Here is a 12,409-nt window from a genome sequence, read left to right as displayed (position 1 = left end):
TTATATTTTTTTTTCGAAATTATAAAAATATTTAATACTATAAACGAGCTTTACTCATTAAACCCGTTTATTTATTAACTACATCGTTTTAGACTTTGCTAGTTTTAATATTCTCCACAAATTGATCAAATAAATAAGAAGAATCATGTGGTCCTGGACTAGCTTCTGGGTGATATTGGACTGAAAAACAATTCTTATTTTTCATTCTCATTCCAGCAACAGTATCATCATTTAGGTGTATATGTGTAAGCTCTAATTCTGGATGACCTTCTAAAGCTTCTCTTTTTACAGCAAATCCATGATTTTGAGAAGTAATCTCTCCTTTACCAGTAAGAAGATTTTTTACAGGATGATTAATACCTCGGTGTCCACCAAACATTTTGTAAGTCTGAACCCCATTTGCTAAGGCAATAATCTGATGTCCTAAACAAATTCCAAACAAAGGCTTATCATCTGCAATGATTTTTTTAGCAACATCTATTACTCCATGTAACGGATCTGGGTCACCAGGTCCATTCGACAAGAAATAACCATCTGGATTAAATGCGCTTAATTCTTCATAAGTTGTGTCATAAGGAAAAACCTTAATATAACAATCTCTCTTTGCAAAGTTTCTTAGAATATTCTTTTTAATCCCCAAATCAAGCGCTGAGATTTTATATGTAGCATTTTCATCTCCAACAAAATAAGGTTCTTTCGTAGACACTTTTGATGCCAGCTCAAGACCTTCCATATTTGGAACATCTGCTAATTCTTTTTTAAGATCTTCAATTGAAGTTCCATCTGTACAAATAACAGCATTCATTGCACCATTATCGCGAATGTAACTTACAAGAGCGCGAGTATCAACATCAGAAATACAAATAAGATTTTGTTTTGTAAAATAATCCTCCAGACTTCCTGAAGCACCTTCCCTAGAATAATTAAAACTAAAGTTTTTACAAACTAAACCAGCAATTTTCACGCTGTCTGATTCAACTTCTAAATCATTTATACCGTAATTCCCGATATGCGGATTAGTAGTAACCATAATTTGACCAAAATACGAAGGATCTGTAAAAATCTCTTGATATCCTGTCATTCCAGTATTAAAACAAACTTCACCAAAAGTTTTACCGCTAATACCGATAGACTTTCCGTGAAAAATTGTTCCATCACTTAGTAATAAAATGGCGCTTTGTCGTGTTGTGTATTTCATTATTTAATTTGTATTGTTTTTTTAATCAAGTTATAAAACCTAATCAAGGTTTTAAGTGTAATTAGAATTTTGCAAATTTACTTCTTTAAAATAGCCCTTCCAAGATTTTTTAAAACTTTCACTCGTAAAAATAAAACCTATCATTTTAAATAAGTTACATTTTTGCAGTTTCAAAAAAAATCAAAAAAAAAGGATAAACTAAAAATTAGTTTATCCTTTATCTTTATAGAATGATTACTTTCATAATTATTCAGAAGCTTCAGTAGTCGTTTCTGATTCAGCAGCAGGGGCTTCAGGAGCAGCAGTTTCAGCTTTTTTAGCTTTACCACCACGACGGCTTTTCGCTTTTTTAACTTCTTTTTTACCTCCGTTGTAAAGTTCATTGAAGTCAACAAGTTCGATCATCGCCATATCAGCGTTATCTCCCAAACGATTTCCAACTTTAATGATACGTGTGTATCCACCTGGACGGTCACCTACTTTAGCAGCAACATCTCTGAACAAATCAGTTACAGCGTATTTGTTACGTAAGTAAGCAAAAACAATACGACGATTGTGAGTCGTATCCTCTTTTGATTTTGTGATTAAAGGCTCAACAAATTGTTTAAGCGCTTTAGCTTTAGCAACAGTAGTGTTAATACGTTTGTGCTCAATAAGAGAACAAGCCATATTAGCTAACATAGCTTTTCTATGTCCAGTCTGTCTGCTTAAGTGGTTGAATTTTTTTCCGTGTCTCATGACGTGTTTTTTTTATCTTCATCTTGCTACAATCCACCATGGAGAGCAAAATATGAAGTAAATTATTCTTTATCTAATTTGTATTTCGCTAAATCCATTCCGAAAGTTAAATTCTTCACTGCAACAAGTTCATCAAGTTCAGTTAAAGATTTTTTACCAAAATTACGGAATTTCATTAGGTCATTTTTATTGAACGATACTAAATCACCAAGTGTATCAACTTCAGCCGCTTTCAAGCAATTTAATGCTCTCACAGATAAATCCATATCAACAAGCTTAGTTTTAAGCAATTGTCTCATATGCAATGACTCTTCATCATACGATTCTGTTTGTGCAATTTCGTCAGCCTCAAGTGTAATTCTTTCGTCAGAGAATAACATGAAATGGTGAATTAAAACTTTAGCAGCTTCAGTAAGAGCATCTTTAGGATTGATAGATCCATCAGTTTTGATTTCAAAAACTAATTTTTCGTAATCTGTTTTTTGCTCTACACGGAAATTTTCGATTGCATATTTTACATTTTTTACCGGAGTAAAAATAGAATCTGTAAAAATCGTTCCAATTGCAGCATTCTGTTTTTTGTTCTCTTCAGCAGGCACGTATCCTCTACCTTTTTCGATAGTTAAATCGAAATTCAATTTGATTTTAGAATCTAAGTTACAGATAACAAGGTCTGGATTTAGAACTTGGAAACCTGAAATAAATTTCTGAAAATCACCTGCTGTTAATTGATCTTTACCAGAAACAGAAATAGTAACTGATTCATTATCGATATCTTCGATCTGACGTTTGAAACGTACTTGTTTTAGATTAAGGATAATTTCGGTAACATCTTCAACAACACCTGAAATAGTAGAAAACTCATGATCTACACCTTCGATACGAACAGATGTAATTGCATAACCTTCTAATGCTGAAAGCAAAACTCTTCTAAGTGCATTACCAACTGTCAATCCGTAACCAGGTTCCAAAGGTCTAAATTCAAATTTACCTTCAAAATCGGTTGAATCGATCATGATAACTTTATCGGGCTTTTGAAAATTAAATATTGCCATAAATTTCGACTAAGTCAATTATTATTTGTTGTACAACTCTACGATTAATTGTTCTTTAATGTTTTCTGGAATTTGAAGTCTTGCAGGTACAGAAACGAAAGTTCCTTCTTTAAGATCATTGTTCCAAGTAATCCATTCATAAACATGACTTGAATTTGATAAAGAACGTTCGATAGCTTCTAAAGATTTAGATTTTTCACGAACTGCAACTTTATCACCAGGCTTAAGGTGGTAAGAAGGAATATTAACTACCTCTCCATTTACAGTAATGTGTCTGTGAGAAACGATTTGACGCGCACCTCTTCTAGATGGAGCAATTCCCATTCTAAAAACAACATTATCTAATCTTGCTTCGCATAATTGTAATAGAACTTCACCAGTTACTCCTTTAGTCGCTGATGCTTTTTCGAATAAATTTCTGAATTGTTTTTCTAAAATTCCATAAGAATATTTAGCTTTTTGCTTTTCCATTAACTGAACAGCGTACTCAGATTTTTTTCCTCTTTTTTTAGCCATCCCGTGTTGTCCAGGTGGGTAATTTCTTTTTTCGAAAGATTTATCATCTCCGAAGATTGCTTCGCCAAATTTACGAGCGATTTTGGTTTTAGGACCAGTATATCTTGCCATTTTAAAAAAAATTTTAAGGTAGAAATTATGAATTCAGGTCTAATCCTTCGATAATTTATGTTCTACCTTGATTATACTATAAAAATAAAAAATTAAACTCTACGTCTTTTTGGAGGACGACATCCGTTGTGTGGCATTGGAGTAACATCAATAATTTCAGTAACTTCGATTCCACCGTTATGAATAGAACGGATAGCAGACTCACGTCCGTTACCTGGTCCTTTTACATAAACCTTCACTTTTTTAAGTCCTGCCTCAAGTGCTACTTTAGTGCAATCTTCTGCTGCCATTTGAGCTGCATAAGGAGTGTTCTTTTTAGAACCTCTGAAACCCATTTTACCAGCTGAAGACCAAGAGATAACTTCACCTTTCTTATTAGTCAAAGAAATAATAATGTTATTAAAAGTGGCAGAAATATGAGCCTCACCCGTTGATTCAACGATAACTTTACGTTTTTTTGCAGTTGCTTTAGCCATATTACTTATTATTTAGTTGCTTTTTTCTTGTTAGCAACAGTTTTTCTTTTACCTTTTCTTGTTCTTGAGTTGTTTTTAGTTCTTTGTCCTCTTAATGGAAGACCAGATCTGTGACGAATTCCTCTGTAACATCCAATATCCATTAAACGTTTAATGTTTAAAGAAATTTCAGAACGTAATTCTCCTTCAATTTTGTAAAATGAAACAGCTTCACGAATTGCTCCGATTTCATCATCATTCCAATCTTGAACTTTTTTATCTTGGCTAACTTGAGCTTTTTCTAAAATCTCAATAGCTCTACTTTTTCCTAATCCGAAGATATAGGTAAGTGCAATAACACCTCTTTTGTTTTTTGGGATATCTACCCCTGCTATTCTTGCCATAATTATCCTTGTCTTTGTTTAAATCTAGGATTCTTTTTGTTTATTACGTACAGTCTCCCTTTTCTACGCACGATAATGCACTCGGCACTTCTCTTTTTTACTGATGCTCTAACTTTCATAGTGAATATCCTTTAATATCGATAAGTAATTCTTGCTTTTGACAAATCGTAAGGACTCATTTCTAGTTTCACTTTATCACCAGGTAATAATTTGATGTAATGCATTCGCATTTTACCAGAAATATGAGCAATTACAATATGTCCATTTTCTAACTCTACACGGAACATAGCATTTGACAATGCTTCTATAATTGATCCGTCTTGTTCTATTGCTGATTGTTTTGCCATAAATATATTAAGCTACCGCTTTTCTATTTTTACCAGTCTTCATTAAACCATCATAATGTTTGTTTAACAAGTATGAATTGATCTGTTGAATAGTATCTATTGCAACACCAACCATAATTATTAATGAGGTACCTCCAAAAAACATTGCCCAAGATTGTTGTACATCCATAATACTTACAACAATAGCTGGGAACACAGCAATCAAAGCAAGGAATAAAGATCCTGGGAAAGTTATTAAAGACATCACTTTATCAAGGAAATCAGAAGTTTCTGCTCCTGGACGTACGCCTGGGATAAAACCACCGCTTCTTTTTAAATCATCAGCCATTTTGTTAGTAGGAACGGTGATTGCAGTATAAAAGAATGTAAATACAATAATTAAAGTTGCAAAAACAAAATTATACCAGAAACCAAACATATTACTAAATGCACCAACAATAGATTGTGATGTATCTGATTTAGACAATCCAGCCACAGCTGCAGGGATAAACATAATTGCCTGAGCAAAGATGATTGGCATAACTCCAGAAGCATTAAGCTTTAGAGGAATCCATTGTCTATTACCTCCTGCCAAATCTTGTTCGTAATCTCCAGTTGTAGTACGACGAGCATACTGTACTGGGATTTTACGTACCGCCATTGTAAGCAATACACAAGAAATGATAACTAACAGCCACACAATAATTTCAATAACTAATAACATTGGACCTCCATTGTTATTGGTAACACGAGTTGTAAACTCTTGGATAAAAGCTTGTGGTAAACGAGCTAAAATACCAACCATAATTAACAATGAAATACCATTTCCAATACCTTTATCTGTAATTTTTTCCCCAAGCCACATAGCAAAAATTGTACCAGTAACTAAGATAATAACAGACGAGAACAAAAATTCAGGTGAATTAAAGCCTAGCAAAAATGCATTACTAGGCAATGTTCTGTATAAATTATAGATATAAGTTGGACCTTGAACCAATGTGATAGCGATTGTCAACCAACGAGTGATTTGATTAATCTTTTTTCTACCACTTTCCCCATCATTTTGAAGTTTTTGTAAATATGGAATCGCAATTCCCATCAACTGAACAACAATAGACGCAGAAATATAAGGCATGATACCTAAAGCAAAAACTGAAGCTTTAGAGAAAGCACCCCCGGTGAACATGTCTAGAATAGATCCTAGACCATTTTTAGTTTGTCCCGCTAAACCAGTCAATTGCGTTGCGTCAATTCCAGGAAGCGTAACGTGTGCTCCAAAACGATATACTAAAAGTAATCCTAAAGTAATTAAGATTCTATTCTTTAGTTCTTCGATTTTCCAAACATTACTTATTGATTCAATAAATTTCTTCATCTTAATAGATAAGTTATATAGTTACAGCTTCTCCACCAGCAGCTTCAATAGCAGCTTTTGCAGTAGCAGTAAATTTGTGGGCAGTTACTTTTAATTTTGCTTTCAATTCTCCTCTACCTAAAATCTTAACGATTTCATTTTTAGAAGCTAGACGATTTGCTACGAAATCTGCCATTGAAACAGAATCAGTAATTACACCGTTATCAACTAATAATTGAAGAGTATCTAAATTAACACCTTCGTATTCTTTACGATTGATGTTTTTGAAACCAAACTTAGGTACACGTCTTTGAAGTGGCATTTGTCCTCCTTCAAAACCAATCTTTTTAGAATAACCAGAACGAGATTTTGCTCCTTTGTGTCCACGTGCAGCAGTACCACCTTTTCCAGAACCTTCTCCTCTACCTAATCTTTTATTTTGATTGTGTGTAGATCCTTCAGCAGGTTGTAAGTTACTTAAATTCATAACAGTATTTGTTATTTAGCTTCTTCAACAGAAACTAAGTGTTTAACTTTGTTTATCATCCCAAGGATAGCAGGATTTGACTCATGCTCCACAACTTGTCCAATTTTGCGTAGACCTAAAGCCTCCAACCCTCTCTTTTGAGAAAGAGGACAGTTGATTTTGCTTCTTACTTGTTTTACTAATAATTTAGCCATAATTTCCTTGAATTAACCTTTAAAAACTTTCTCTAAAGAAACCCCTCTTTGTTTTGCAACAGTGTGAGCGCTTCTCATTTGCAATAAAGCATCAAAAGTTGCTTTTACTACGTTATGTGGATTTGATGATCCTTGAGATTTAGACAATACATCGTGAATACCTACTGACTCAAGAACTGAACGAACAGCTCCACCAGCAATAACTCCAGTACCATGAGATGCTGGAATTAAGAATACACGTGCACCACCAAATTTACCTTTTTGTTCGTGAGGAACAGATTGTCCATTTAAAGGAATTCTAACTAAGTTTTTCTTAGCATCTTCTACTGCTTTCGCAATTGCTTCAGAAACGTCTTTAGATTTTCCTAATCCGTGACCAACTACTCCATTTTCATCACCTACAACTACAATAGCAGAAAAACCAAAAGCTCTACCTCCTTTTGTAACTTTAGTAACACGATTAACACTAACTAGACGATCTTTTAACTCAAGACCACTAGGTTTTACCAATTCTACATTTTTGTATTTAGACATAATATATTAGAATTTAAGTCCAGCGGCTCTTGCGCCTTCTGCTAATGATTTAATACGACCGTGATATAAATATCCACCTCTATCAAAAGTGATGGTATCAATCCCAGCTTTTAACGCTTTCTCTGCAACTAGTTTTCCAACAGCAGCAGCTACTTCAACGTTAGTACCTTTTCCTATTTCTTTTTCTCTAGAAGATGCAGCTAAGATAGTAACTCCATTTACATCATCAATAATTTGAGCGTAAATTTCTTTATTACTTCTAAAAACAGAAAGTCTAGGTCTTGCAGCAGTACCACTAACCGATTTTCTAATTCTGAATTTAATTCTCTGTCTTCTTTCAGATTTTGTTAATGACATAATCTTATATTTTAAGCTGATTTACCTGCTTTTCTTCTTAATACTTCACCCACAAATTTAACACCTTTTCCTTTGTATGGCTCAGGCTTACGGAAACTTCTGATTTTCGCAGCAACTTGACCTAAAAGTTGTTTATCAAATGATGTTAATTTTACGATAGGGTTCTTACCTTTTTCAGATATTGTTTCTAAAGATACTTCTGGAGCAATTTCTAAAACAATATTGTGAGAATATCCAAGAGCTAAATCTAATTTTTGACCTTGGTTTGAAGCTCTATAACCAACCCCAACTAATTCAAGTTCTTTTGTAAAACCTTCAGATACACCTACAATCATGTTATTGATTAAAGCTCTGTATAATCCGTGTTTTGCTCTTTGGTCTTTATAATCAGACGATCTTTCAACTGAAATCTGATCGCCTTCAACTTTTACAGTTACGTCCGAGAACTCCTGAGTTAGTTGACCTTTCTTTCCTTTTACTGTAACAACACCTTCGTTAACTTCAACAGTTACACCAGCAGGGATTACAATTGGACTTTTACCTATTCTTGACATCTTATTTAGTCTTTAAAAATTAGTATACGTAACAAATTACTTCACCACCTACATTTAATTGCTTCGCTTGTTTTCCAGTCATCAAACCTTTTGATGTAGAAACGATAGCAATTCCTAATCCATTAAGGATTCTTGGTAATTTGGCAGCACCTGCATATTTACGTAAACCAGGTTTACTAATTCTTTGGATATCTTTAATTACAGGCTCTTTAGTATCTTTATCATACTTTAAAGCAATTTTGATAGAACCTTGAACTGTGTTCTGCTCAAATTTGTAACTTAAGATGTAACCTTGATCAAATAAGATCTTAGTTATCTCTTTTTTAAGATTAGAAGCTGGAATTTCAACAACTTTGTGGTTTGCAGCCACAGCGTTACGAACTCTAGTCAAATAATCTGCAATAGGATCTGTATACATATGTATTTGATTGCGATTATGGTTTTCAGGAAGCACCCCGCTTCCTGAACCTTTAATCAATTTATAAACTTTTTTAAATTACCAGCTTGCTTTTTTCACACCTGGAATTAATCCATTGTTAGCCATTTCACGGAAAGTTACACGTGAAATACCGAATTGACGGATATAACCTCTTGGTCTTCCAGTCAATTTACAACGGTTATGCAAACGAACAGGTGAAGCGTTTTTTGGTAATCTTTGTAAACCTTCATAGTCTCCAGCTTCTAATAAAGCTTTTCTCTTTTCAGCATACTTAGCTACCGTTTTCTCTCTTTTCACCTCGCGGGCTTTCATTGATTCTTTAGCCATGTCTTAATTCTTTTTAAAAGGTAATCCTAATTCAGCCAATAATGACTTCGCTTCCTTGTCAGTTTTTGCAGTAGTAACAAATGTAATATCCATTCCTGAAATTTTGTTTACTTTGTCAATATCAATTTCTGGGAAAATGATTTGCTCTAAAACTCCAAGATTGTAGTTACCTCTTCCGTCAAAACCAGTAGCTTTAATACCGTTGAAATCTCTTACACGTGGTAAAGCAGAAGTAATAAGTCTATCTAAAAACTCATACATTCTTTCTCCACGTAAAGTTACTTTTGCTCCAATAGGCATCCCTTTTCTTAATTTGAAAGACGCAACGTCTTTCTTAGAAATTGTAGATACTGCTTTTTGTCCAGTGATCTTTGTTAACTCATCAACTGCATAGTCAATAAGTTTTTTATCAGATACAGCTGCACCAACTCCACGGCTCAAAACGATTTTTTCAAGTTTAGGAACTTGCATTACGTTTGTATATCCGAACTCTTCTTTAAGAGCAGAGATTACTCTACTCTTATATTCTTCTTTTAGTCTAGGTGTATATGCCATTACTATAGTACTTGATTAGATTTTTTTGAAAATCTTACTTTCTTATCTCCTTCTACTCTAATACCTACTCTAGTTGTTTCCTTAGTTTTAGGATCAATTAAAGCAATGTTAGAAATTTGAATAGAAGCCTCTTTCTTAACGATACCACCTTGAGGGTTTTTAGCACTTGGTTTAGTGTGTTTTGAAACCAAGTTAACACCTTCAACTATCGCTTTGTTTTTTTCACGGTAAACACGTAAAACTTTACCTTCAGCACCTTTATGGTCTCCAGCAATAACTCTTACGATATCTCCTGATTTTATTTTTAGCTTTATCATCTTAAAACGAATTAAAGCACTTCTGGTGCTAATGATACAATTTTCATGAATTGTTTTTCACGAAGTTCTCTTGCTACCGGACCAAAAACACGAGTTCCTCTCATTTCCCCTGCAGCATTCAAAAGAACACATGCATTGTCATCGAAACGGATATAAGAACCATCAGCTCTTCTCACTTCTTTTTTAGTACGCACAACAACTGCAGTTGAAACAGCTCCTTTTTTCACGTTTCCGTTTGGAGTTGCATCTTTGATAGAAACTACAATTTTGTCACCAACAGAGGCATATCTTCTTTTAGTACCTCCTAAAACACGAATAGTTAAAACTTCTTTAGCTCCCGTGTTATCTGCTACTTTTAGTCTTGATTCTTGTTGTACCATAATTATTTAGCTCTTTCTAAGATTTCAACTAATCTCCAACATTTTGTTTTACTTAAAGGACGCGTTTCGCTAATTCTTACAGTATCACCAATGTTACAGTCGTTTTTTTCGTCGTGTGCAACATATTTTTTTGTTTTCAACACGAACTTACCGTATAATGGGTGTTTTACTTTTCTTACTTCAGAAATAACGATAGATTTATCCATCTTATTTGAAGTAACAACACCTATTCTTTCTTTTCTTAAATTTCTTTTTTCTTCCATCTTTCAGCAGAATACAATTATTGTAACTCTCTTTTAGTTAACTCTGTAGCTAGTCTTGCAACTGTTCTTCTAACGCTTCTGATTTGAAGTGGGTTAGCAATTGGAGAAATAGCGTGAGCCATTTTTAGGTCAGCATATACTTTCTTAGTTTGACTAAGCTTTTCTTGCAACTCCGCTGCAGAAAGATCTTTTATTTCTGATTGTTTCATAATAAATATAAATTATGCTTCGAAATCTCTAGCAACGACGAACTTAGTTTTTACTGGAAGTTTTTGAGCTGCAAGACGTAAAGCCTCTTTTGCAACTGACAATGGAACCCCTCCAACTTCAAACATAATTCTTCCTGGTTTAACAACAGCAGCCCAATACTCAACTGCTCCTTTACCTTTACCCATACGTACTTCAAGAGGTTTCTTAGTGATAGGTTTGTCTGGGAAAATTTTAATCCATAATTGTCCTTCTCTCTTCATGTAACGAGTTGCAGCGATACGTGCAGCTTCGATTTGACGAGATGTTAAGAACATTCCATCTTCATGTACAGATTTAATACCAAACATTCCATTTGAAAGTTCATGCCCTCTTTGAGAGTTACCCTTCATTCTACCTTTTTGTACCTTACGGTATTTTGTTCTTTTAGGCTGTAACATTTTTCTTTAGTTTAAAAATTTACTTTCTTTTACGAGCGTCTGGTTTTCCACCTTTGTTAAAGTTAGATTTGCCTCTAGGAGCATCTCCACCTTTTCCACCACCTGTACCAGATTGTTTTTTGTCCATTCCAGCAAGTGGAGAAAGTTCTCTCTTACCGTAAACTTCACCTTTCATGATCCATACTTTGATACCCATTCTACCATAAGTAGTGTGAGCTTCAGCCAAAGCATAATCAATGTCAGCTCTGAAAGTTGATAGAGGAATTCTACCTTCTTTGAAACCTTCTGAACGCGCCATTTCAGCACCATTTAAACGACCAGAAATCAAAACTTTGATACCTTCAGCGTTCATACGCATAGAAGCAGCAATAGCCATTTTGATTGCACGTCTGTAAGAAATACGGCTTTCGATTTGACGAGCGATGCTTGTAGCCACAAGATAAGCATCTAGCTCAGGTCTTTTAATTTCAAAGATGTTAATTTGAACCTCTTTGTCAGTAACTTTCTTAAGTTCTTCTTTTAACTTGTCTACCTCTTGTCCGCCTTTTCCGATAATAATACCAGGTCTAGCAGTAGTGATAGTAACGGTTACAAGTTTCAAAGTTCTCTCGATGATTACTTTTGATACACTAGCTTTTGATAAACGAGCATGGATATACTTTCTGATTTTGTGATCTTCAGCTAATTTATCGCCGTAATCATTTCCACCATACCAGTTTGAGTCCCATCCTCTGATGATACCAAGTCTATTTCCAATTGGATTTGTCTTTTGTCCCATGCTGCTTAAGAATTGCTTTGTGTGTTATTGATAGCTCCAAGCACGATTGTTACGTGATTAGAACGTTTTCTTATTCTGTGTGCACGACCTTGTGGAGCTGGACGAAGTCTTTTTAACATCATTCCACCATCTACTCTGATCTCTTTAACAAATAATCCAGCCTCTTCTAAGTTACCTTCACTATTTTTTTGCTCCCAGTTATTGATTGCAGATAATAATAGTTTTTCTAATTTTCTTGAAGCTTCTTTAGAACTGAATCTTAAAATGTTAAGTGCTCTTTCTACCTTCTGACCTCTTACCAAGTCCGCTACTAAGCGCATTTTTCTAGGTGAAGTAGGGCAGTTATTCAATTTTGCGAAAGCGATAGACTTATTAGCCTCTTTTCTCGCATCTGCTGTTTCTCTTTTACGAACTCCCATT

General features: G+C 34.3%; 24 protein-coding genes. All 24 read right to left on the bottom strand.

Going from position 1 to position 12,409, the window contains the following annotated elements:
* Nucleotides 1–88 precede the first annotated feature (88 nt).
* On the bottom strand, nucleotides 89–1,198 hold the full coding sequence (gene carA, locus BB050_RS10580) for a glutamine-hydrolyzing carbamoyl-phosphate synthase small subunit (RefSeq protein ID WP_066033531.1): 1,110 nt from the start codon (nucleotides 1,196–1,198) through the stop codon (nucleotides 89–91).
* Nucleotides 1,199–1,444: 246 nt separating this feature from the next.
* Nucleotides 1,445–1,936 (bottom strand): 50S ribosomal protein L17, encoded by a 492-nt coding sequence (gene rplQ, locus BB050_RS10575; protein WP_008464331.1) that lies wholly within the window; start codon nucleotides 1,934–1,936, stop codon nucleotides 1,445–1,447.
* A 62-nt stretch (nucleotides 1,937–1,998) separates the two neighbouring features.
* Nucleotides 1,999–2,991, bottom strand: a complete 993-nt coding sequence (locus BB050_RS10570) for a DNA-directed RNA polymerase subunit alpha (protein WP_008464329.1) — start codon at nucleotides 2,989–2,991, stop codon at nucleotides 1,999–2,001.
* Between the two features lie 21 nt (nucleotides 2,992–3,012).
* A complete protein-coding gene (gene rpsD, locus BB050_RS10565) occupies nucleotides 3,013–3,618 on the bottom strand; it encodes a 30S ribosomal protein S4 (protein ID WP_008464326.1) in 606 nt (201 codons plus the stop codon).
* Between the two features lie 92 nt (nucleotides 3,619–3,710).
* Nucleotides 3,711–4,094, bottom strand: a complete 384-nt coding sequence (rpsK, locus tag BB050_RS10560) for a 30S ribosomal protein S11 (protein ID WP_008464324.1) — start codon at nucleotides 4,092–4,094, stop codon at nucleotides 3,711–3,713.
* Between the two features lie 8 nt (nucleotides 4,095–4,102).
* Nucleotides 4,103–4,477, bottom strand: coding sequence for a 30S ribosomal protein S13 (gene rpsM / locus BB050_RS10555; RefSeq protein ID WP_008464322.1), 375 nt, complete (start codon nucleotides 4,475–4,477; stop codon nucleotides 4,103–4,105).
* A gap of 2 nt (nucleotides 4,478–4,479) precedes the next feature.
* On the bottom strand, nucleotides 4,480–4,596 hold the full coding sequence (gene ykgO, locus BB050_RS21575; protein ID WP_002987490.1) for a type B 50S ribosomal protein L36: 117 nt from the start codon (nucleotides 4,594–4,596) through the stop codon (nucleotides 4,480–4,482).
* A 12-nt stretch (nucleotides 4,597–4,608) separates the two neighbouring features.
* Nucleotides 4,609–4,824, bottom strand: coding sequence for a translation initiation factor IF-1 (gene infA, locus BB050_RS10550; RefSeq protein ID WP_007136545.1), 216 nt, complete (start codon nucleotides 4,822–4,824; stop codon nucleotides 4,609–4,611).
* Nucleotides 4,825–4,831: 7 nt separating this feature from the next.
* Nucleotides 4,832–6,178: a preprotein translocase subunit SecY gene (secY, locus tag BB050_RS10545; protein ID WP_008464318.1), complete on the bottom strand. Its 1,347-nt coding sequence runs from the start codon at nucleotides 6,176–6,178 to the stop codon at nucleotides 4,832–4,834.
* Nucleotides 6,179–6,191: 13 nt separating this feature from the next.
* Nucleotides 6,192–6,644: a 50S ribosomal protein L15 gene (gene rplO / locus BB050_RS10540; protein ID WP_008464317.1), complete on the bottom strand. Its 453-nt coding sequence runs from the start codon at nucleotides 6,642–6,644 to the stop codon at nucleotides 6,192–6,194.
* 11 nt (nucleotides 6,645–6,655) lie between these two features.
* Complete coding sequence (gene rpmD / locus BB050_RS10535) at nucleotides 6,656–6,838, bottom strand: 50S ribosomal protein L30 (protein ID WP_008464315.1); 183 nt, start codon at nucleotides 6,836–6,838, stop codon at nucleotides 6,656–6,658.
* A gap of 12 nt (nucleotides 6,839–6,850) precedes the next feature.
* Nucleotides 6,851–7,375: a 30S ribosomal protein S5 gene (gene rpsE, locus BB050_RS10530; protein WP_085949269.1), complete on the bottom strand. Its 525-nt coding sequence runs from the start codon at nucleotides 7,373–7,375 to the stop codon at nucleotides 6,851–6,853.
* A gap of 3 nt (nucleotides 7,376–7,378) precedes the next feature.
* On the bottom strand, nucleotides 7,379–7,729 hold the full coding sequence (rplR, locus tag BB050_RS10525) for a 50S ribosomal protein L18 (protein ID WP_008464310.1): 351 nt from the start codon (nucleotides 7,727–7,729) through the stop codon (nucleotides 7,379–7,381).
* 11 nt (nucleotides 7,730–7,740) lie between these two features.
* Nucleotides 7,741–8,283, bottom strand: coding sequence for a 50S ribosomal protein L6 (gene rplF / locus BB050_RS10520; protein ID WP_008464308.1), 543 nt, complete (start codon nucleotides 8,281–8,283; stop codon nucleotides 7,741–7,743).
* Nucleotides 8,284–8,302: 19 nt separating this feature from the next.
* Nucleotides 8,303–8,701, bottom strand: a complete 399-nt coding sequence (rpsH, locus tag BB050_RS10515; RefSeq protein ID WP_008464306.1) for a 30S ribosomal protein S8 — start codon at nucleotides 8,699–8,701, stop codon at nucleotides 8,303–8,305.
* A gap of 78 nt (nucleotides 8,702–8,779) precedes the next feature.
* On the bottom strand, nucleotides 8,780–9,049 hold the full coding sequence (gene rpsN / locus BB050_RS10510; protein ID WP_008464305.1) for a 30S ribosomal protein S14: 270 nt from the start codon (nucleotides 9,047–9,049) through the stop codon (nucleotides 8,780–8,782).
* Between the two features lie 3 nt (nucleotides 9,050–9,052).
* Complete coding sequence (rplE, locus tag BB050_RS10505) at nucleotides 9,053–9,604, bottom strand: 50S ribosomal protein L5 (RefSeq protein WP_008464302.1); 552 nt, start codon at nucleotides 9,602–9,604, stop codon at nucleotides 9,053–9,055.
* A gap of 2 nt (nucleotides 9,605–9,606) precedes the next feature.
* A complete protein-coding gene (gene rplX, locus BB050_RS10500; RefSeq protein WP_008464300.1) occupies nucleotides 9,607–9,921 on the bottom strand; it encodes a 50S ribosomal protein L24 in 315 nt (104 codons plus the stop codon).
* Nucleotides 9,922–9,932: 11 nt separating this feature from the next.
* Nucleotides 9,933–10,301 (bottom strand): 50S ribosomal protein L14, encoded by a 369-nt coding sequence (gene rplN, locus BB050_RS10495; RefSeq protein ID WP_007803649.1) that lies wholly within the window; start codon nucleotides 10,299–10,301, stop codon nucleotides 9,933–9,935.
* 2 nt (nucleotides 10,302–10,303) lie between these two features.
* Nucleotides 10,304–10,564 carry a 30S ribosomal protein S17 gene (gene rpsQ, locus BB050_RS10490; protein ID WP_008464298.1) on the bottom strand — a complete coding sequence of 87 codons (261 nt, stop codon included), beginning with the start codon at nucleotides 10,562–10,564 and terminating at the stop codon, nucleotides 10,304–10,306.
* A gap of 17 nt (nucleotides 10,565–10,581) precedes the next feature.
* Complete coding sequence (gene rpmC, locus BB050_RS10485; protein WP_008464297.1) at nucleotides 10,582–10,773, bottom strand: 50S ribosomal protein L29; 192 nt, start codon at nucleotides 10,771–10,773, stop codon at nucleotides 10,582–10,584.
* A 12-nt stretch (nucleotides 10,774–10,785) separates the two neighbouring features.
* Nucleotides 10,786–11,211 carry a 50S ribosomal protein L16 gene (gene rplP / locus BB050_RS10480; protein ID WP_008464295.1) on the bottom strand — a complete coding sequence of 142 codons (426 nt, stop codon included), beginning with the start codon at nucleotides 11,209–11,211 and terminating at the stop codon, nucleotides 10,786–10,788.
* A 19-nt stretch (nucleotides 11,212–11,230) separates the two neighbouring features.
* Nucleotides 11,231–11,989 (bottom strand): 30S ribosomal protein S3, encoded by a 759-nt coding sequence (gene rpsC / locus BB050_RS10475; protein ID WP_008464292.1) that lies wholly within the window; start codon nucleotides 11,987–11,989, stop codon nucleotides 11,231–11,233.
* Nucleotides 11,990–11,994: 5 nt separating this feature from the next.
* Nucleotides 11,995–12,408, bottom strand: a complete 414-nt coding sequence (gene rplV, locus BB050_RS10470; protein WP_007803631.1) for a 50S ribosomal protein L22 — start codon at nucleotides 12,406–12,408, stop codon at nucleotides 11,995–11,997.
* Between the last annotated feature and the right edge of the window lies 1 nt (nucleotide 12,409).

The organism is Flavobacterium anhuiense (assembly GCF_001705175.1).
In the GTDB taxonomy this organism is placed as follows: Bacteria; Bacteroidota; Bacteroidia; order Flavobacteriales; family Flavobacteriaceae; genus Flavobacterium; species Flavobacterium anhuiense.
The sequence above is the reverse complement of the archived record's forward strand: the minus strand, read 5'-3'. Positions and strand labels throughout refer to the sequence as shown.

What these genes read in the sequence shown, in the direction of transcription:
- carA (WP_066033531.1), bottom strand. Translation starts at nt 1,198, where the DNA reads ATGAAATACACAACACGACAAAGCGCCATTTTATTACTAAGTGATGGA.
- rplQ (WP_008464331.1), bottom strand. Translation starts at nt 1,936, where the DNA reads ATGAGACACGGAAAAAAATTCAACCACTTAAGCAGACAGACTGGACAT.
- BB050_RS10570 (WP_008464329.1), bottom strand. Translation starts at nt 2,991, where the DNA reads ATGGCAATATTTAATTTTCAAAAGCCCGATAAAGTTATCATGATCGAT.
- rpsD (WP_008464326.1), bottom strand. Translation starts at nt 3,618, where the DNA reads ATGGCAAGATATACTGGTCCTAAAACCAAAATCGCTCGTAAATTTGGC.
- rpsK (WP_008464324.1), bottom strand. Translation starts at nt 4,094, where the DNA reads ATGGCTAAAGCAACTGCAAAAAAACGTAAAGTTATCGTTGAATCAACG.
- rpsM (WP_008464322.1), bottom strand. Translation starts at nt 4,477, where the DNA reads ATGGCAAGAATAGCAGGGGTAGATATCCCAAAAAACAAAAGAGGTGTT.
- ykgO (WP_002987490.1), bottom strand. Translation starts at nt 4,596, where the DNA reads ATGAAAGTTAGAGCATCAGTAAAAAAGAGAAGTGCCGAGTGCATTATC.
- infA (WP_007136545.1), bottom strand. Translation starts at nt 4,824, where the DNA reads ATGGCAAAACAATCAGCAATAGAACAAGACGGATCAATTATAGAAGCA.
- secY (WP_008464318.1), bottom strand. Translation starts at nt 6,178, where the DNA reads ATGAAGAAATTTATTGAATCAATAAGTAATGTTTGGAAAATCGAAGAA.
- rplO (WP_008464317.1), bottom strand. Translation starts at nt 6,644, where the DNA reads ATGAATTTAAGTAACTTACAACCTGCTGAAGGATCTACACACAATCAA.
- rpmD (WP_008464315.1), bottom strand. Translation starts at nt 6,838, where the DNA reads ATGGCTAAATTATTAGTAAAACAAGTAAGAAGCAAAATCAACTGTCCT.
- rplR (WP_008464310.1), bottom strand. Translation starts at nt 7,729, where the DNA reads ATGTCATTAACAAAATCTGAAAGAAGACAGAGAATTAAATTCAGAATT.
- rplF (WP_008464308.1), bottom strand. Translation starts at nt 8,283, where the DNA reads ATGTCAAGAATAGGTAAAAGTCCAATTGTAATCCCTGCTGGTGTAACT.
- rpsH (WP_008464306.1), bottom strand. Translation starts at nt 8,701, where the DNA reads ATGTATACAGATCCTATTGCAGATTATTTGACTAGAGTTCGTAACGCT.
- rpsN (WP_008464305.1), bottom strand. Translation starts at nt 9,049, where the DNA reads ATGGCTAAAGAATCAATGAAAGCCCGCGAGGTGAAAAGAGAGAAAACG.
- rplE (WP_008464302.1), bottom strand. Translation starts at nt 9,604, where the DNA reads ATGGCATATACACCTAGACTAAAAGAAGAATATAAGAGTAGAGTAATC.
- rplX (WP_008464300.1), bottom strand. Translation starts at nt 9,921, where the DNA reads ATGATAAAGCTAAAAATAAAATCAGGAGATATCGTAAGAGTTATTGCT.
- rplN (WP_007803649.1), bottom strand. Translation starts at nt 10,301, where the DNA reads ATGGTACAACAAGAATCAAGACTAAAAGTAGCAGATAACACGGGAGCT.
- rpsQ (WP_008464298.1), bottom strand. Translation starts at nt 10,564, where the DNA reads ATGGAAGAAAAAAGAAATTTAAGAAAAGAAAGAATAGGTGTTGTTACT.
- rpmC (WP_008464297.1), bottom strand. Translation starts at nt 10,773, where the DNA reads ATGAAACAATCAGAAATAAAAGATCTTTCTGCAGCGGAGTTGCAAGAA.
- rplP (WP_008464295.1), bottom strand. Translation starts at nt 11,211, where the DNA reads ATGTTACAGCCTAAAAGAACAAAATACCGTAAGGTACAAAAAGGTAGA.
- rpsC (WP_008464292.1), bottom strand. Translation starts at nt 11,989, where the DNA reads ATGGGACAAAAGACAAATCCAATTGGAAATAGACTTGGTATCATCAGA.
- rplV (WP_007803631.1), bottom strand. Translation starts at nt 12,408, where the DNA reads ATGGGAGTTCGTAAAAGAGAAACAGCAGATGCGAGAAAAGAGGCTAAT.